Source organism: Moritella sp. 28, from assembly GCF_018219435.1.
Taxonomy (GTDB): Bacteria; Pseudomonadota; Gammaproteobacteria; order Enterobacterales; family Moritellaceae; genus Moritella.
In genome coordinates, this window is sequence record NZ_CP056121.1 from 75,598 (window position 1) to 93,815 (window position 18,218).

Genomic DNA, 18,218 nt, shown 5'->3' on the forward strand with positions numbered 1-18,218 from the left:
TATTGTTGTAAAAAACAAGTAAAAAAAAGTCCTCTATAAAAGAAGACTTTTTTTAATCATTACATAATAAAATTAATCGTGAGTGATGCTTATTGAGGGATAAATTTATACTAAATAATGATGTCATATTTTGCTTCCTAAAATATTCAGTACATCTGTATTACGAATTAGCAGATATAATTATGTAGTGTTAAAGCATGTATGCTATTGCATACATACTTTTGATTTTAATGGTTAATAATTTAAATGATTAATAATTTAATTATTGACCTAGCGTTGCAACCATTACAGCTTTGATTGTATGCATACGGTTTTCTGCTTCATCAAAAACAATAGAATGTTTTGATTCAAAAACTTCTTCAGTAACTTCAAGTCCTTTCATATTGTATTTCTCAGCTACTTCGGCACCGACAGTTGTTTCATCATTGTGGAAGGCTGGTAAGCAATGCATAAATTTCACATGCGGGTTGCCGGTTTTTTTGATCATGTCCATGTTGATTTGATAAGGAGTCATCATTTTTACACGTTCATCCCAAGCGTCTTTTGATTCACCCATAGATACCCAAACATCGGTATAAAGGAAATCACAACCTTGCACACCTTCTTGAACATCTTCAGTTAAAGTGATTTTACCGCCTGTTTCTGCTGCTATTTCGCGGCATTTAGCGACAAGTTCTGCATTAGGCCAAAATGCTTCTGGTGCCACAAGACGAATATCCATACCCATTTTAGCGGCGCCCACTAATAATGAATTACCCATGTTATTTTGCGCATCACCCAGATAAGCGAAAGCAACTTCATGTAACTGCTTGCCTAGAGCGTGCTCTTGCATTGTTAAGAAGTCAGCTAGAATTTGGGTCGGATGGAATTCAGTTGTTAAGCCATTCCATACTGGTACGCCAGCGTGAGCACCAAGTTCTTCAACGATTTCTTGACCAAAACCACGGTATTCAATGCCATCGTACATGCGGCCTAAAACACGCGCTGTATCTTTCATTGATTCTTTATGGCCGATTTGTGAACCTGAAGGACCGAGGTAAGTTACTTGAGCGCCTTGATCGTGTGCGGCAACTTCGAAAGCACAGCGTGTACGGGTTGAGCTTTTTTCGAAAATAAGTGCAATGTTTTTCCCTGTTAAGCGCGGTTGCTCATAGCCGTTATATTTCGCTTTTTTCAATTCTGCAGATAATTCAAGCATGTGCTGGATTTCGCGTGGCGTGAAATCAAGTAATTTTAAGAAGTTACGGTTACGTAGATTGAAAGACATAATGTTATCCTTTTGATAATTAGGTTGACGGCTACTGCGTAGGTTATGTAGCCGCGAATTTCTTGATATATTGAAACGAATTAATCTGCCGTTATGTTGGTACCAGCGTCGCCTTTCAAGATGCGTAAGCCCGCATCTAAAGCACCGATTCCGACAAACTTGCCACCTTGTTTAATGAACTCACAAGAGGCCTCAATTTTTGGTCCCATAGAGCCAGCATCAAAGCTATGTTGTGCTAGTTCAAAGGGGGTTGTTGAACGTAGCGCTGTTTGGGTTGGTTTGCCCCAATCAATAAATACAGCATCCGCATCCGTTAGAATCAACAACGCGTCTGCTTTGAGTTGTCTGGCGAGATAAGCTGCTGACATATCTTTATCGATAACGGCTTCTACACCGATCAATTTACCATTTTCATTTCTTACTGGAATACCTCCGCCGCCAGTACAGATGACCAAATGTTGTTGTTGAATTAAAGCCGTAATTGCATCATTTTCAATAATGCCTGCCGGCTGTGGGCTTGGTACTACGCGGCGGAAATATTCTCCGTCTGGCTTGATAATCCAGTTATGTTTTTCAGCTAATTCACGCGCTTCTTTTTCGGCATAAACTGGACCAATCGGCTTTGTTGGATCTTCAAATGCTGGATCATTGGGATCAACGCTCATCTGTGTGAGTAAGCAAGATACATTCTGTTCAGGCAGTATATTTTTAAGTTCCTGCATTAAAATGTAGCCAATCATACCTTGAGTTTCAGAGCCTAAAACATCAAGTGGATAAGGGTTTACAGCTTTATATTCCAACCCTTGTAGTGCCAGTAAACCAACTTGAGGGCCGTTACCATGTACGAGTACAACATTATATTCTTTGGCTATTTCAGCAATGGCTTTGGCAGCCGTTGCTATGTTTTGACGTTGAATCTTAGCTTCTAATGGCTCGCCACGACGTAATAAAGCGTTCCCACCTAATGCCACAACAACAGTTTTTTTAGTCATAATGATTTATCTCAATGAATTAAATTGTTAGATACCGTCACGTTCAATTGGGCAACTCATGCAGCGAGCACCACCGCGACCACGGCCGAGTTCATCACCTGGAATCGGTAGAACTGTAATACCTGCTTTGTCGTATTTTTCGTTAGTGTGAGAGTTACCTTCGTAACCAATGACGACACCAGGTTTCACGGTTAGCACGTTGTTGGCATCATTCCATTGTTCACGTTCTGCAGTGAAACTGTCACCGCCAGTTGTGATTAGGTTTAGCTTGCTTACACCTAGTGCTTTTTCGATTGCTGTAACGAAGTAACCTTCTTCTTTCACGTTAACTGCGCCAGACTCATCACCTGTTAGGCTCCAGCACTGTACGTCTTTACTTATAACTTCAGGATAAACAGAGAAAGTATCTTCACGCAGGTGTGTCATTACTGTATCTAAGTGCATACAAGAACGGTGCTTAGGGAGCTGCATAGCAATAACTTGTTTTGCTTGACCATGCTTAAATAGGCCTGATGCTAGCTGTTCAACACCTTGTGGGGTTGTACGCTCAGACATACCAATAAGTACCGAGCCTTTACCAATAACGAGTACGTCGCCGCCTTCGATTGTAGAGTTGTCGTACATTTTTTCTTCATGGCCGTAGTACTTAACGAAATCTGCACCAGCGAAGATTGGGTGCCAGCGGTAGATTGCCCGAACGTGGTTAGTTTCACGTTGACGAGCTGCTTTAGCCATTGGGTTAATAGAAACGCCACCATATACCCAGCAAGACGTATCACGAGTAAATAAGTGATTTGGTAGTGGTTCAATGATGAAGTCTGTTGGAGCGTGTATGCCTTGCATCATAGAAGATGATTTCATTGGCATTTCAGCGTAAGACAAACCACCAGTTAAGATTTTAGCAAGGTCGATGTTTGGTAAGTCACCTAGGTAGCAGCGTACGTCATTAGCAAATGTCGCCCCTAAGCGGTGATCAGATACTTGACTCGTTAATAGCCACTCTTTAGCTTCTGGAATTGCTAATGTATCAGCAAGAAGGTCAGTTAGAAGTAAAACTTCTACCCCTTGTTCACGCAATGTTTTTGTAAACGCATCATGCTCTTTACCTGCACGCTCTACAGCTAGCACATCATCAAATAATAAGTCGTGGCAGTTAGATGGTGTTAAGTGGCTTAGTGAGCGTCTTGGACGGTGAACTAGAACGCGACGTAATTGACCGATTTCAGAACCTACATATAATTTACTCATAATCTTATCCTTCGCTAAAGCGTTTATGAAATACTATTCATTATGTGAAAGTTAAAATTTTTATTGTTGCTATTTAATGCTTTAAGTTGATGTGTGCAGTATACGATATAGGTTCTGTCAATCTTCGATCTTGGTCACGTTCTTAAGTTGTTAATCATATGTAACCAATTGATTTAAAAGTGTTTTGTTATGCATGTAGGATCCTGCTGTTATTATGCTAAGCAGTTTTTTTGTCGACTTTGTGTATTAAGTTTTTGATTTTAAAGTATTTACTCATTCTTGTTTTTGGGGGATTTTAAAGGGCTATTTTAATCGTTAAAATTTATGCAGTCGTAGTGATTATATATCTAAATGGGTAGGCGGTTTTTCGTTGTTAATTTGCTAGTCAGATCATGTTTTTATTTGGGGTTATTATTGCTTTAGATCTTGCTGTTTTCATCGTTTTTATAATAACGCTATATTCTCTGCTGCTTTGCGCTATTAAGGTCGATCATTGCGTGTAATTTGAAGTGTAAAGTGAGTCTTATTTTGTATGTTCAACATGAATATTTGTGGGATTGCTTAAGCTTAATGCAGCCAATATTGGCTTTTAAATCTATAGTGGATTTGTGAAATTAAAATATAAGATATGAGGCTATTAACGGCAAGGGCAGGTGCCGTGATAACTGAATTACAAAGTATTAAGGGGCGCTATAGCTCACGGGGATATAGGTAAAAAAATACCCTTCCTTGAGATAGGAAAGGTATTTTAATCATTAATGATGCAAATTTAACTTTAAATTAAGATAGGATGACGCCTACGCTGAGCATAGTCATTACTAAAATAGTGAGTATAGCGATGAGCGGTGCTACCCATTTTAACCAACGAATATAAGGTACTTTGGCGATCGCAAGACCACCCATAACAACTGCAGAGGTCGGGGTAATTAAGTTTACAATACCTGCGGCTGATTGGAACGCTGTTACAACTAGATCTCGACTAACAGAAGCAAAATCAGCTAATGGAGACATAATAGGCATAGTTAAAACAGCTAATCCAGATGTCGATGGTACTAAGAATGAAAGTAATACTTCAATCCAATACATGACATTGATAAAGACAATACCAGATAAACCAGAGATCGCCATTTCAGCTGAATTGAGAATAGTATCAGTGATCATACCTCGGTCCATGATCACTACGATCCCACGAGCAATACCAACAATGAGTGCTACACCAAGTAGATCGCGAGCCCCATCAATGAAACTTGATGTGAGTTCTTCTTCACTCATTCTAGCGACGAGACCTGTGATAATGGCTGCGACTAAGAATAGACCTGAAATTTCAGCCATCCACCAACCCGCCACTGCAACACCATAAATCATGATTGCAAAAGAAGCGACGAAGATAGTTAGAATGAGTTTACGCGTTGTGGTAAATTCTAATTTCTCATCTGATTTATTTCCTAAAAAATGGACCATATGCTCCTGATGCTTATCGAACATAATCGATTTTGATGGATCTGCTTTGATCTTCTTAGCATAACGCATGACGTAGATTACGCAGATTATCCAACCGATAGCTAAGGTAGCGATACGTAAAAATATGCCATCAGTAAACGGAATACCGGCAGTATTAGATGCGATCACTGTTGCAAATGGATTAATGGTCGAACCGATTACACCAATACCTGCGCCTAGTAGTACGGTTGCGGCGCCTACCACCGAATCAAACCGAGCTGCAAGCATGACGGGGACGATCAGTGAGTAAAATGGTAATGACTCTTCTGCCATACCGTAAATCGTTCCGCCAGCAGCAAACAGCGCCATTAGAATCGGGATCATCAATTCTTCACGACCATTTAAGCGTGTAGTTACCCGCTCAATACCGGCATCTATTGCGCCTGTTTTTGTTACAAGCCCAAGAAAACCACCAATAATAAGAATGAAAAGAGAGACATCAATTGCCGCAGCAGCATAGGTGTTGTGATCGTAAAAACCATCGATAGGTGCAAGAACGACGTCTATAAATCCTTGTGGATTATTATCAACAGTATGGTATGTACCTGTTATTGGTACTTCTTTACCTATGTCATCATTCATGACTCGATCGTATTGGCCTGCAGGCACAATCCAAGTCATTAGGGCTACAAAAGCAATAAGTACAAATAGAATCGTATAAGCAGATGGGAATGTTAAATTAGCAAAAAAGCCTTTTTTTTCTTTATCTAAAGCTGATGTTGTCATCTTTTATCCTCGCTATTTGTTATACCAATATTGGGTACAACATTAAATTTTTAGCAATTAAAATTGGAATTTTTATATCATAGAAAGTGGAATAAGGATGTGGGAGATAGACGGTATCTATAAATCAAATATGATATGTTCATTATTATTAATCCAAATTTAAGGCCGATAATTTAGCTAAAATAATAATGCAGTTTGGGTTTGCATAATTACTCAGGGATCACATTTTAAAGGTCGTGGATATTGCATAAGCCATTGGTTTTAATTGTGTTGTTTTTCTTTTGAATATTTTCATTCAATTATTGAAAAATTATGTCATGGGTGAAAAATGCAGCGGGGGGAGGCGAAGTTTTATTTTATAATGAGTTAAGCCTGTAACGAAAAGGCTTGAGAATCCCCCCCTTTATTAGCTGTGGTTTTATTATGCGCTTTTTTTAGCTAAGCATTCACTGTCAGTGTATTAATTGGCATTTACTTGCTCATTTTATGCAATTAAATATGCATCCGCTAATAATGACTAATCTCAATGTAAGTTGATTTACATCAAACGTTTTATCCCTTTTGTAGTTAACTGTTGTTATCGGTATAATGCGTTTTTTGCTTGATTTGGGGTAGGGTATGTCGGCCGAATATGACAATCGTTTTGGTGGTATTGCACGTTTATATGGACTAAAAGCACTGCAGTTTTTTAATCAAGCACATGTGTGTGTGATTGGTATTGGTGGTGTGGGTTCTTGGGCGGCAGAAGCGTTAGCGCGTTCGGGTATCGGTAAGATCACGCTGATTGATATGGACGACATTTGCGTAACCAATACTAACCGTCAAATTCATGCATTAAAAGACACTATCGGCCAGCAAAAGATTGATGTGATGGCGGCGCGTATTCATGCCATCAATCCGGATTGTATGGTTAATCTTATCGATGATTTTGTTAGTACCGATAATATTGGTGAACACCTGAGTACAGACTATGATTATGTGATTGACGCGATTGATAGCGTACGTTCAAAATCGGCGCTCTTAGCGTATTGCAAACGAAACAAAATCAAATGTATAACTATTGGTGCGGCAGGTGGGCAAATCGATCCAACGCAAATCCAAGTGACTGACTTAGCTAAAACGTATCAAGATCCATTAGCTGCAAAAGTACGTTCTGACTTGCGTCGTTTACATAACTTCACTAAAAATACCAAACGTAAATTTGGTATTGAATGTGTGTTTTCTACGGAGCAACTCATTTACCCCAGTTCTGATGGGGAAGTATGCATGACTAAGAATTTTGCAGATGGCGTAACGGGCATGGATTGTTCAAGTGGTTTTGGTGCTTCAACAGCTGTGACTGCAAGCTTTGGTTTGGTTGCCGCTTCACGTGTATTGAAAAAATTAGCAGAGAAAGCGAACGTCTAACACGCTCATTTAGTTTATTTTATTAACGCTATTATGCGTTGAATTATGAGCTTAAGGTGACTTAAACCAGTTAATACAGATAGTGTTAACTGGTTTTGCTTATTAAAATCAGCACGCTCTTTTTCTCATTTTCATATTCAATTCTACAGCTTCCGATAATCCCCTTTATTGTCATCCATCTACTTTGATTTGATCTGCGCTAAATTCGGTTATGTTAATAACTTGTGATAGTATTCAAACATATGTTTGAAAAATTAAACTGATCACATCAAGTAAGGAAACAAGGTATGAGTAAAGTATTTATCGTTGCAGCAAAACGTACAGCCCTTGGTAGTTTCGGCGGCAGCTTAGCGAGTGTTGATGCCGCTACATTAGGCGCAACGGCGATCAAAGGCGCATTAGCAGCAGCAAAGGTGGATCCTGAGCGCGTTGATGAAGTCATTGTTGGTAATGTGATTAGTGCTGGACAAGGCATGGGCCCTGGTCGTCAAGCGGCAATGCAAGCGGGTATTCCTGCAACTGTACCTGCTTATACGTTAAACATGATCTGTGGTAGTGGCATGAAAACGATTATGGACGGCGCGGCACATATTAAAGCCGGAGATGCGGACATCGTGGTTGCTGCTGGGATGGAAAGTATGTCTAACATTCCTTATTTGATGCCATCGAAAACACGTTTTGGCTCTAAAATGGGTAACATGACCATGGTTGATGCAATGATTAATGATGGTTTGACTGATGTATTTAACAATTACCATATGGGTATGACGGCAGAAAATATAGTTGACCAATTTGGTTTAACCCGTGAACAACAAGATACGTTTGCAGTCGGCAGTCAACATAAAGCAATCGCTGCAATTACAGCAGAACGTTTCGCTGACGAAATTGTACCAGTTGAAGTAAAAGTGCGCCGTCAAACGCAAAGTTTTGCAACTGATGAGTATCCAAAAGAGAATACCAGTGTCGAAGGTTTAGCTAAACTACGTCCTGCATTTAAAGCGGATGGCTCGGTGACGGCGGCTAATGCATCTGGTATTAATGATGGTGCTGCAGCTATTATTTTAGCCTCTGAAGCGGCGGTAGAAAAATACGATTTAGAGCCAATGGCAGAGTTAATCGCTTATGGTCAAGGTGGTATTGATCCACAAGTTATGGGGCTAGGCCCGGTTCCTGCGATTGAGCAAGCGCTAAAACGTGCTGATATGTCATTAGAGCAGATAGAATTATTAGAGTTAAACGAAGCCTTTGCTGCACAAGCATTAGGGGTAATGACTAATCTGACTCAAGAGCATAATGTTGATATGGACTGGTTTGCTGATAAAACCAATGTGAATGGTGGCGCGATTGCTTTAGGTCATCCTCTGGGGGCTTCCGGTAGTCGTATTACTGTGACGTTATTACATGAGATGAAAAAACGTGGGGTAGATTACGGTTTGGCATCACTGTGTATTGGTGGGGGCATGGGAACTGCGTTGATTGTTAAAAACCTGCAGAAATAGTAGGACATCAGTTGATATATAAGTGGCGTTAATCAATACACCACTTATATTCTCGTTTATTAGGCGGCTTGGATCGCTGCGATCACCGCTTTTAAACCATTGCCACGAGAAGGGCTAAGTTGTTGCATAAAACCAAGCTGAGCAAAATAGTCATCAATATTAAATGCTGCGATTTCAACGCGCGTTTTACCATTAACGGCTGCTAATAATGCCGCCATTAAACCTTTAACAATACGCGCATCTGAATCCAGACCAAACCATAGTCGTTCATCATTGTCACAACTAAACGCTAACCAAGCCTGACTTTCACAGCCTTTAATTTGATTTTTTGTTACTTTATAGTCATCAGTCAACGCTGGGATTTTATTACCGAGCAAAATTAATTGGCGGTATTTATTTTGCCAGCCATTTTTCGCGGTTAATAAAGTCATTACATCGCTACTGGTAATTTCGTTACCAAATGGGCTCGACGAGAAATCGGTCATGATCATTCCTGTATTACCAACCAGACATAAAGTCTCGCGGGATAAAGTTAATTTTTTATTTATTGATATTAGAGTAAATCTTGCAATTCATTTAATGCTGTAATGAAGAAGTCTATTTCTGCTTTTGTGTTATAAATGGCGAGTGACACACGAATGGTACCGGATAAGTTAAGGCTCTGCATTAAAGGTTGTGCACAGTGATGACCGGTACGCACTGCTATGCCTTGTAAATCTAACAGCATACCCACATCACCATTATGGGCGTCTCTCATAGTGAAGCTGATGCCACCTGCACGATGTTGAGGTGAACCGATAATCTTAATGCGTGGCATTTTTTCGAGCTGCGCCGTGGTGTAGGCTAGTAGTTCAGCTTCGTGATCTGCCAGCGTTTGTCGATCGTAACTCTTTAGAAAAATCATGGCGCGCGCAAGGCTGATTGTTCCGGCAATATTCGGTGTACCCGCTTCAAACTTAAACGGCAATTCGTTATAAGTTGTATGTTCAAAGCTGACGGCTTTAATCATTTCACCACCGCCTTGCCAAGGCGGCAGCTGATTAAGCAAAGTTTCTTTACCCCAGAGCACGCCGATACCGGTGGGGCCATACATTTTATGCCCAGAGAATACATAAAAATCACAACCGAGAGCTTGTACGTCTACCTCCCAATGTGAAATAGCTTGGGCACCATCGATTAATACCTTTGCGTTAGTTTGTTTGGCTAAAGCAATGATCTCTTCAATAGGATTAACTGTGCCAATCGCATTAGATACATGGCTAACGGCAACAAGTTTGGTTTTATCGCTTAATAACAACTTATAAGCCTGCATATCGATATCTGTTGACGGCAATAGAGGAATGACTTTAAGAATCGCCCCTGTACGCTGTGCTAGCATCTGCCAAGGCACAATATTAGCGTGGTGCTCTAGGGTTGAAATGATAATCTCATCCCCAGCTTGAAATTCTGTTGTTAAGCAGCTCGCGATTAAGTTGATCGATTCTGTAGTGCCACGGGTCCAAATGATTTCTTTACTGCTATTTGCATTAATAAATTGTGCGCATATATCACGGGCATTTTCATACGCGGATGTTGCTTGCGCGCTGAGTGCATGTGAAGCGCGATGTACATTTGCGTTAATGTCTCGATAATAGGTATTAATCGCCTCGAGAACACACAAGGGCTTTTGACTTGTCGCTGCATTATCTAAGTAAATTAATGGGTGATCATTAACTTGTTGGGATAATACGGGAAACTGTTGTCTAAGATCGGTTAATTCTATATCGTTAAGCATTGGTGTAAACTCACTATCAAGGAGTGGAGATTATAACCTGAAAAAAAGGGTTTCGCATTTGTACATTTAGGCGAATTGAAATACTTTTTGCAATTATTATAATTTAATTTTTATTGCTTTTTTTTGGCCTATTTTTTGTGTTTTAAACTGTTTTACTCCATTTGAGCTCGAAAAGTAACCGTTAGCGCTTGTTTTTAGCACTGCCTTTGTGTGTTTAAAGGTGGTGATATTTTGCACTATTATTGATTTATGTCTGAGTTTACTGTATAAACCGAGCATTAAAAGTATACCTAGTAGCTTCAAATGCGACTATGTAGACACTTATATTTGAAGTTATTGGAGCACACTATGTCAAAAGTATGCCAAGTTACTGGTAAAAAACCAGCTGTTGGTAACAACGTTTCTCACGCAAAAAACCGCACTCGTCGCCGTTTCTTGCCAAACCTACATACACACCGTTTTTGGGTTGAGAGCGAAAACCGCTTTGTAAAATTACGTCTTACTTGTAAAGGTATGCGTATTATTGATAAAAAGGGTATCGATTCAGTTCTTGCTGAAATGCGTGCCCGTGGTGAGAAGGTTTAAGGAGCTATATTATGCGCGATAAAATTCGTCTGAATTCATCAGCTGGTACTGGTCACTTCTATACCACTGATAAAAACAAAAAAAACATGCCTGAAAAAATGGAAATCAAAAAATTTGATCCAGTTATTCGTAAGCACGTTATGTACAAAGAAGGCAAAATCAAGTAATTCTTGATTGCGTATTCAATGTATAAAAAATGCCAGTTATTTATAACTGGCATTTTTTTATGTTAATTTTGCTACAATCTAATCTCTACTTCTTTTCTTAATGTTTTAGTCTGGTGTTGTCGCTATGAAAATGAATCCCCGTCAGGATGAAGCTGTTAAATATATTTCCGGCCCTTGCCTAGTACTCGCTGGTGCAGGCAGTGGTAAAACACGTGTTATTACCACCAAAATTGCTCACCTAGTGCAAAATTGCAGTTATCAGGCCAAGAATATTGCTGCGGTAACTTTTACCAACAAAGCGGCGCGTGAGATGAAAGAGCGTATTGCTCAAACATTGGGTAAAAAAGAAGCAAAAGGCTTAATGGTATCGACGTTCCATACCTTAGGTTTAAATATTATTCGTAAAGAATATAAAAGTTTAGGTATTAAACAAGCATTCACACTGTTTGATGATCAAGACCAGCTCGCCTTACTAAAAGAGCTTACTCAAGAGACGCTCGAAGAAGATAAAGAGCTTATCGACCAATTACGTAGCGCTATTTCGAATTGGAAAAATGAGTTGGTATTACCGCCACAAGCAACTGCCCGTGCGCAAATGCCCCAAGATAAATTATTTGCCCAGTGCTATGACGATTATATGCGCCATATGAAAGCGTATAACGCCTTGGATTTTGATGACCTAATCATGATGCCAACCTTGTTGTTACGACTAAACGACGAAGTACGCGAACGCTGGCAAAATAAGATCCGCTATTTATTAGTGGATGAGTATCAAGATACCAATACCAGTCAATATGAGTTGGTGAAACTAATTGTAGGCCAGCGTGCTAAATTCACCGTTGTAGGTGACGATGATCAGTCTATCTATTCGTGGCGTGGTGCGCGTCCTGAAAACCTCACGTTATTGCAAAAAGATTTTCCTGGTTTGAAAGTGGTAAAGCTAGAGCAAAACTATCGCTCGACGCAACGTATTCTTAAAGCCGCAAATATTTTAATTGATAACAATCCGCATGAGTTTAATAAGCGCTTATTCAGTGAACTTGGGTATGGCGATCCGATTAAAGTGTTCACGACCAAAAATGAAGAGCATGAAGCGGAAAAAGTCGTATCAGAACTATTAGCACATAAATTTATGGCACGCAGTGAATATAAAGATTATGCGATATTATACCGTGGTAACCATCAATCACGGTTATTTGAAAAAGCCTTAATGACCAACCGTATACCGTATAAAATCAGCGGCGGTACATCATTTTTCTCACGTGCTGAAATCAAAGACATGATGGCTTATCTGCGTTTGTTAGTGAACCCTGATGATGATAATGCGTTTTTACGTGTGGTGAATGTACCACGTCGTGAGATTGGTCCGACAACATTAGAAAAGTTAGGTAATTATGCCAACATGCGTAATATCAGTTTGTTTGCTGCCAGCTTTGAAATGGGCTTAGAACAAACCCTCACTGGACGTGGTTTACTTGCCGTTCGTGGCTTTACCCGTTGGCTAGTTGAGTTAGCGGATCAAGAACAGCGTAGTGATAGTATCGATGCTGTGCGTGATATGGTGCGTGATATACATTATGAAGACTGGTTGTATGAGACCAGTCCTAGCGCTAAAGCCGCTGAAATGCGAATGAAGAACGTGTCAGAGTTATATCGTTGGGTTACAGAAATGCTCAAAGGGGATGATCTCGATGAAGAGATGACGTTGGCACAAGTGGTTACCCGCTTAACGTTACGTGACATGCTCGAGCGCAATGAAGAAGAAGATGACTCCGATCAAGTACAGCTAATGACTTACCATGCTTCGAAAGGGCTGGAGTATCCTTATGTATTCATGGTCGGCATGGAAGAGGGGATTTTACCGCATCAAAGTTCCATTGATGACGATCCAAATGTTGAAGAAGAACGTCGTTTAGCCTATGTGGGGATCACTCGAGCACAAAAAGTATTGTTCATGATGTTATGCAAAGAGCGTCGTCAATTTGGTGAAGTAGTAAAACCCGAGCCAAGTCGCTTCTTGCTTGAATTGCCACAAGATGATCTGGAATGGGACCTACGTAAAAAACCTGACTCTCCCGTTGAAAAGCAAGAGAAAGGCAAACGTGGTGTTGCAAACTTAAGAGCCCTTTTTAACAAGTAGCTGACAAAGTATAAATAAAATAACGCTTATTAGAGTTCTAATAAGCGTTCGACCTGCGTATAGTCCATTGGCTGAGCAATATAACTGCCTTGACCAAACTCACAGCCAAGCTCGATTAATTTAGCATGCTGCTGAGGATTGCTAATTCCTTCAACAATGACTTTAAAGCCCATATCGTGGCTAATATCTCTAATTACGCGAATCAACGACAGATCTTTTTTAGACATCAGCATACGATTGGTAAAACTGCTGTCTATTTTTACAAAGTCGATCGGATATTTGAAAAATTCATTCAAAGAACTAAAGCCTGTACAAAAGTTATCCAATCCTACTTGCACCCCTATTTGGCGTAATTTTTCTAACGCACGTATGGCAAATTCATTGTGAGCCATAAACTCATGTTCTCTGAATTCAAATACTAAACGATGTGGCGGGATCTGTTGTTGTTGAATAATAAAAATTAAATGTTCAACAGCGCCTTCAAGAATGAGATGTTTGACGGATAAGTTCATCGCCAACATGATTTGTTGATTATTAGGATTCGAATCATGCCACTTTTTTAATTGTAAGCAGGCTTGATACATAATGTGTAAATCAAGGGTGATAATAATATCGGTACGTTCGGCGAAAGAAATAAAACTGTTGTCGTGATGTTCTTCATGCCAATGGGCAATGACTTCAAAGCCGACTAATTGATTACTGTTAAGCTGAATAATAGGTTGGTAATACGGCAGAATATCATTGTTAATAATAGCGCGAGTGAGCTTTTCTTGTTGCAATATAGCCAAGGTATTTTCAGCTGGTACGGGTAAGGCTTTCGATAGATGGTATTGACCTAGACCTTGCTGCTGAGCCATTTTCAGAGCGATATCCGCGTCTTTCAATACCTGACTCACAGAGTGGGTGGCCTGCTGTAAACTAATTCCAATACTGCAGCTGCAGAGAATTTTATAGTTACTTACCTGAAAGCTAAAGCGGAACTGTGATTGGATCTTTTTAGCGAGACTGATAGCGCTATCCGCATCGACTATATCCGTTTTTAACAAGGCAAACTCATCGCCTTGTAAGTTAACCAAGCAGTCGTTACTGGAGGTTAATAATTGTAAGTGGTGACGAATGATTGTAATGAGTTTATTACTGAGTTCACTACCAAAATTTTGCTCTACATCGGCGATGTTATCAATTTTAATCAGTAATAATACAAAATTTTGTTGGGTTTGTTGCAGTTGTTGTGAGGCTGATTTTAGCTGTGTTAAAAATAAGGCTCGCTGTGTCCGTAATGAACGTGATAGTGCGAGATCGATAAGTTTGGCGCTGCTTGGCTGGTGCTGGTTTGATAGACGATCCTTGTTCACAGTCGGCATCCTAATGGTCTTTAATAACGAAAAAACTAAGTCTTATAGTGATAAAGTCTAGCAGTGGATAACTGAGGGTCAAAAAAAAGCCACTAAAAAATGAGTGGCTTTATCGAAGAGCGACTTGGTTATAATCGGAGACTTAAGGTCATCCTGTTGTTATAACGTTATTTATCTTTTGTGTTACAGGCCTTGGATCATGTAATCAACGGCAGCTTGTAATTCGTCATCAGAACACGTTGCACAAGTACCACGTGGAGGCATTACGCCATTTAAGCCTTCGACTGCATGGCGATAAAGCGTGTCTTTACCTTTTGCAATTCGAGGTCCCCATTGATCCGCATTACCTTTAATCGGAGCACCAGCAAGGCCACTGCCGTGACACATGCTACAAGTAGTTGTATAAATTTGTTCACCTGAGCGTGGCTCTGCAGGTGTAGTGCTTTTCGCAACGACTGGGGCCAGTTCACCTGGTAAGTATACTTGACCTACAGGGGCAATTCTTTCTGCAACTGATTCCGCAGAGTTGTGACTTGCGCTTACGGTAAATGCAAATAGCAATGATGCTGATAAAGTGATTAGAATATTTCGTAATTTATACATGCTCTTTTTAGCTCCCTAATAATGGTATTGTCAGTCTATGGTTGACTTTTGTTATAATAAATCCCTACTACTGCGAATCATTATATCCTTACCAAGCCTTAGGTTAAATAGTTGTAACAGTGTTTGTTGCATTTTCCTCAGTTCGATAGGGCTTTTAGTTGGTTATAAAAGATACAGGCGTTGTAATTATGCAACATATTCATGTTGAATTAACTGATTTGCCTAGACGAGGTTCGCCGTTGGACGTAGTATATTGCTCATGCGTCCGTAGCTCAGTTGGATAGAGCGCGCCCCTCCGGAGGGTGAGGTCAGAGGTTCGACTCCTCTCGGACGCACCATTATAGTTATTATAGTGGTTGTGCAATTAAATGGTTAATGGCGGTTGTAGCTCAGTTGGTAGAGCCCCGGATTGTGATTCCGGTTGTCGTGGGTTCAAATCCCATCAGTCGCCCCATTGCATTTAATTGAACATGCACAGGTAAATACAGTTCAGTAAGTTAATTAATTTGTTCTGATTGTTTTTTGCACTGGCGCTGTTTGTTTTTATTCCGATTTAATTGAAAATGATAAAAAAATCGTTTTTTGGTTAAAAAGACTTGCAGACTTACACACAATATCTATAATGCGCACACTTGTTAAGAATGATGCATTCTAATGAGCATGTTCGGTGATTAGCGCAGCTTGGTAGCGCACCTGGTTTGGGACCAGGGGGTCAGAGGTTCGAATCCTCTATCACCGACCACTATGGCGGTTGTAGCTCAGTTGGTAGAGCCCCGGATTGTGATTCCGGTTGTCGAGGGTTCAAATCCCTTCAGTCGCCCCATATTCGATAACATAGATATTCTTTTAGAATTGAGTTATCACCCTTGTTAGAGTTACCTGCTAGCAAGTAGAAAAATTGTGCGGAAGTGGCGGAATTGGTAGACGCGCTAGATTTAGGTTCTAGTATCGCAAGGTGTGAGAGTTCAAGTCTCTCCTTCCGCACCATGTTCGGTGATTAGCGCAGCTTGGTAGCGCACCTGGTTTGGGACCAGGGGGTCAGAGGTTCGAATCCTCTATCACCGACCACTATTCGAAAAGCCTGCTCAATGAGCAGGCTTTTTTCGTTTCTGAAACTCTACGCTACGTCCTGCATTAATAATTCTGTCAATTCGTTACCTTGCTGCTGTACCGCTTGGAGTTGCGTTAGTAACATTTCTGGAAAGCGGTGTATGATCATCTGTGCTTGACTGAGATCGGTTAGACCTGCTTCTTCTGGTAATGCACTTTGGATCAGCAACTCCCCAATGTTATGCATTAAACTGCACGTAAAAACGATTTCTTGATCCAAGTGGATTTTGCTAGCGATGACTAATGAACCTAACTTATTGAGACCGAGTTTGATCGCTGCTTGTTCTATTGATTCGACATGCTGACCACGGGAGTAAGTGGCAGAGTTTGCCATCTTTAATACTCTTGCTGTGATAACTGGATCCATTGCGATTCTGCTGGCTGTTTCAGTTTCGAAAATAAATATTCGACGTTCACACTGTGACTCCCTGTCATTGTGATTTTGGATATATAGCGATGATTAGAATCAAGTTAATACTAAAGAATTAATATAATATATATTATTAGCGCAGAGTTCAGATTTATTTTCAGCCCTGATAGGACACTTGGTCATTTATCCGTTTTACCTCTCAAACTCACTATTTGGTTATTTCCCTGAGTAAGTGAATGTGGTTTTATATGACTGGAAGATATTTCTAAGGGATAGAAATCAGGGATAGTTAGGGAGCTATGAGGGGGAGTTATGGATGGGAAACTAGATATAGAAAAAAGGGAAACTGGGGCGAATACGGTTATTTCATCGTTATTGAAAACAGCCGGTGGTATGACGGGAATTTCGGAAGTATTACAGCAGAGTCGATTTGAATCACTGCTAGTGAATGTACAACTTAGTGATGAGAGTTTGAATGAAGTCGATCTGCTCTCTCGTATATTAGGTGTTGAACCATTAATTTCAGAGCAAGAACATGGTAAAAAATTCTAAAATAAGCAGGTGAAGCCCATTCTTTAGTGATGGGCTTTTTTTTGTTTTTTATTACCTTCGCAAAATAGCATTTTCATTTAATTATTGATTACCACCTTGAGGTGACACTGATATACTCTCGCACCTAACTTACTTGAATTTAGTATTGACTAAGGGTTTTCGCGTGACTGAAATCAGTTTCTACCAACAAATTTATCCAATCATTGTAATGATGCCAATAGCGGCAGCTTGTTTCCTAGCATTAGTATTAGTAAAAGGTGAAGTGTGTCCTGGCCAGCGTAAGCGTATTACTGAAAATATGATCTCAATTTGGGCTGTATTAGCGCTTGGGTTAATGACAGGCATTGAAGAGTATGCGACAGCGCCGACTTTGGTTGTTGGTGGCATTGCGGTATTTATCGGTATTATACAAAATTTAATTCAGTCTCGCTTAGAAGGTAAACGTGCAATTCCAAGTACTTGGTTACGATTACCAATTGCACTTGCTGTCATTACTGGGTTATTAGTACTGTGGCAACAGCAGCAGCCGTTATTACTGTTAGAAGCCGTGTTACTTGGTGCTGTATTTGCGCATGTGATCTTATTACGTGCAAAACATCGATTACAAGCATTTAATGTTATTTTACCCGTTGTTGGTATCGCGAGTAGTGTACTACTGATGCTTGGGTTATTGATCGTTGCAGGGCTTAATGCCGATTCAAGTCAGATGACGGTGATCCAAGAGTTCGTCATTTACCGAGCTGTTATTTTATTATTGGCGTTAGCTATTTGGACTATTCCGCTCTATACAAAACAGGAGTACACACCTAATTTAGTGTCGCTGACAACGGTATTGTTGCTATTTTCTGAAGTGATCGGGATGGGCGTTATAACTGCATTTTAGCTCTTGCGCATTATCCTACTGACGAATAAAGCCACTGACA

The 18,218-nt window shown here is 40.2% G+C and carries 16 protein-coding genes and 6 tRNA genes; 13 read left to right on the forward strand and 9 right to left on the reverse strand.

What is annotated here, in order from left to right:
• Nucleotides 1-262: 262 nt before the first annotated feature.
• From argF to HWV02_RS00325, 4 genes are all read right to left on the reverse strand, one after another.
• Nucleotides 263-1,267, reverse strand: a complete 1,005-nt coding sequence (gene argF / locus HWV02_RS00310; RefSeq protein WP_211689417.1) for an ornithine carbamoyltransferase — start codon at nt 1,265-1,267, stop codon at nt 263-265.
• 80 nt (nt 1,268-1,347) lie between these two features.
• Nucleotides 1,348-2,259 carry a carbamate kinase gene (arcC, locus tag HWV02_RS00315; protein WP_211689420.1) on the reverse strand — a complete coding sequence of 304 codons (912 nt, stop codon included), beginning with the start codon at nt 2,257-2,259 and terminating at the stop codon, nt 1,348-1,350.
• 27 nt (nt 2,260-2,286) lie between these two features.
• Nucleotides 2,287-3,507: an arginine deiminase gene (gene arcA, locus HWV02_RS00320; protein ID WP_211689422.1), complete on the reverse strand. Its 1,221-nt coding sequence runs from the start codon at nt 3,505-3,507 to the stop codon at nt 2,287-2,289.
• 780 nt (nt 3,508-4,287) lie between these two features.
• The gene (locus tag HWV02_RS00325) at nt 4,288-5,733 is read right to left on the reverse strand and encodes a YfcC family protein (protein WP_211689424.1); all 1,446 of its coding nucleotides are present in this window, start codon (nt 5,731-5,733) and stop codon (nt 4,288-4,290) included.
• 618 nt (nt 5,734-6,351) lie between these two features.
• Here HWV02_RS00325 and tcdA point away from each other — a divergent pair.
• Both tcdA and HWV02_RS00335 read left to right on the forward strand, forming a co-directional pair.
• Nucleotides 6,352-7,140 carry a tRNA cyclic N6-threonylcarbamoyladenosine(37) synthase TcdA gene (tcdA, locus tag HWV02_RS00330; RefSeq protein ID WP_211689426.1) on the forward strand — a complete coding sequence of 263 codons (789 nt, stop codon included), beginning with the start codon at nt 6,352-6,354 and terminating at the stop codon, nt 7,138-7,140.
• A 287-nt stretch (nt 7,141-7,427) separates the two neighbouring features.
• Entirely contained in the window at nt 7,428-8,639 is a 1,212-nt protein-coding gene (locus tag HWV02_RS00335; RefSeq protein ID WP_211678020.1) for an acetyl-CoA C-acetyltransferase, read from the forward strand.
• Nucleotides 8,640-8,698: 59 nt separating this feature from the next.
• Here HWV02_RS00335 and csdE read toward each other — a convergent pair whose 3' ends face one another.
• Both csdE and HWV02_RS00345 read right to left on the reverse strand, forming a co-directional pair.
• Nucleotides 8,699-9,124 (reverse strand): cysteine desulfurase sulfur acceptor subunit CsdE, encoded by a 426-nt coding sequence (csdE, locus tag HWV02_RS00340; RefSeq protein WP_211689428.1) that lies wholly within the window; start codon nt 9,122-9,124, stop codon nt 8,699-8,701.
• Between the two features lie 68 nt (nt 9,125-9,192).
• Complete coding sequence (locus HWV02_RS00345) at nt 9,193-10,413, reverse strand: cysteine desulfurase (RefSeq protein ID WP_211689430.1); 1,221 nt, start codon at nt 10,411-10,413, stop codon at nt 9,193-9,195.
• A 348-nt stretch (nt 10,414-10,761) separates the two neighbouring features.
• Between HWV02_RS00345 and rpmB the strand changes: the two genes are divergently transcribed.
• From rpmB to rep, 3 genes are all read left to right on the forward strand, one after another.
• Nucleotides 10,762-10,998 (forward strand): 50S ribosomal protein L28, encoded by a 237-nt coding sequence (gene rpmB, locus HWV02_RS00350; RefSeq protein ID WP_006030956.1) that lies wholly within the window; start codon nt 10,762-10,764, stop codon nt 10,996-10,998.
• An 11-nt stretch (nt 10,999-11,009) separates the two neighbouring features.
• The gene (rpmG, locus tag HWV02_RS00355; RefSeq protein ID WP_045108636.1) at nt 11,010-11,165 is read left to right on the forward strand and encodes a 50S ribosomal protein L33; all 156 of its coding nucleotides are present in this window, start codon (nt 11,010-11,012) and stop codon (nt 11,163-11,165) included.
• 124 nt (nt 11,166-11,289) lie between these two features.
• Nucleotides 11,290-13,305 (forward strand): DNA helicase Rep, encoded by a 2,016-nt coding sequence (gene rep / locus HWV02_RS00360; protein ID WP_211678023.1) that lies wholly within the window; start codon nt 11,290-11,292, stop codon nt 13,303-13,305.
• Between the two features lie 29 nt (nt 13,306-13,334).
• Here rep and HWV02_RS00365 read toward each other — a convergent pair whose 3' ends face one another.
• Together HWV02_RS00365 and HWV02_RS00370 are read right to left on the reverse strand one after the other, a co-directional pair.
• Entirely contained in the window at nt 13,335-14,669 is a 1,335-nt protein-coding gene (locus HWV02_RS00365) for a GGDEF domain-containing phosphodiesterase (protein ID WP_211689432.1), read from the reverse strand.
• Between the two features lie 174 nt (nt 14,670-14,843).
• The gene (locus HWV02_RS00370; RefSeq protein ID WP_211689433.1) at nt 14,844-15,263 is read right to left on the reverse strand and encodes a cytochrome c5 family protein; all 420 of its coding nucleotides are present in this window, start codon (nt 15,261-15,263) and stop codon (nt 14,844-14,846) included.
• A gap of 261 nt (nt 15,264-15,524) precedes the next feature.
• On the opposite strand from HWV02_RS00370, the gene HWV02_RS00375 reads away from it, so the two are divergent.
• The 6 genes from HWV02_RS00375 to HWV02_RS00400 all read left to right on the forward strand — a co-directional run bounded on the left by HWV02_RS00375 (nt 15,525) and on the right by HWV02_RS00400 (nt 16,331).
• A tRNA-Arg gene (locus tag HWV02_RS00375) sits at nt 15,525-15,601 on the forward strand.
• A gap of 40 nt (nt 15,602-15,641) precedes the next feature.
• Nucleotides 15,642-15,717 (forward strand) — tRNA-His (locus HWV02_RS00380).
• A gap of 211 nt (nt 15,718-15,928) precedes the next feature.
• Nucleotides 15,929-16,005, forward strand: a tRNA-Pro gene (locus HWV02_RS00385).
• A gap of 5 nt (nt 16,006-16,010) precedes the next feature.
• Nucleotides 16,011-16,086, forward strand: a tRNA-His gene (locus HWV02_RS00390).
• A 79-nt stretch (nt 16,087-16,165) separates the two neighbouring features.
• A tRNA-Leu gene (locus HWV02_RS00395) sits at nt 16,166-16,250 on the forward strand.
• A gap of 4 nt (nt 16,251-16,254) precedes the next feature.
• Nucleotides 16,255-16,331, forward strand: a tRNA-Pro gene (locus HWV02_RS00400).
• 49 nt (nt 16,332-16,380) lie between these two features.
• On the opposite strand, the gene HWV02_RS00405 is transcribed toward HWV02_RS00400, so the two are convergent.
• Nucleotides 16,381-16,740 (reverse strand): HDOD domain-containing protein, encoded by a 360-nt coding sequence (locus HWV02_RS00405; protein WP_211689435.1) that lies wholly within the window; start codon nt 16,738-16,740, stop codon nt 16,381-16,383.
• A gap of 315 nt (nt 16,741-17,055) precedes the next feature.
• On the opposite strand from HWV02_RS00405, the gene HWV02_RS00410 reads away from it, so the two are divergent.
• Together HWV02_RS00410 and HWV02_RS00415 are read left to right on the forward strand one after the other, a co-directional pair.
• On the forward strand, nt 17,056-17,295 hold the full coding sequence (locus HWV02_RS00410) for a hypothetical protein (protein WP_211678027.1): 240 nt from the start codon (nt 17,056-17,058) through the stop codon (nt 17,293-17,295).
• Between the two features lie 163 nt (nt 17,296-17,458).
• Nucleotides 17,459-18,178: a hypothetical protein gene (locus tag HWV02_RS00415; protein ID WP_211689437.1), complete on the forward strand. Its 720-nt coding sequence runs from the start codon at nt 17,459-17,461 to the stop codon at nt 18,176-18,178.
• The last annotated feature ends 40 nt before the right edge of the window (nt 18,179-18,218 follow it).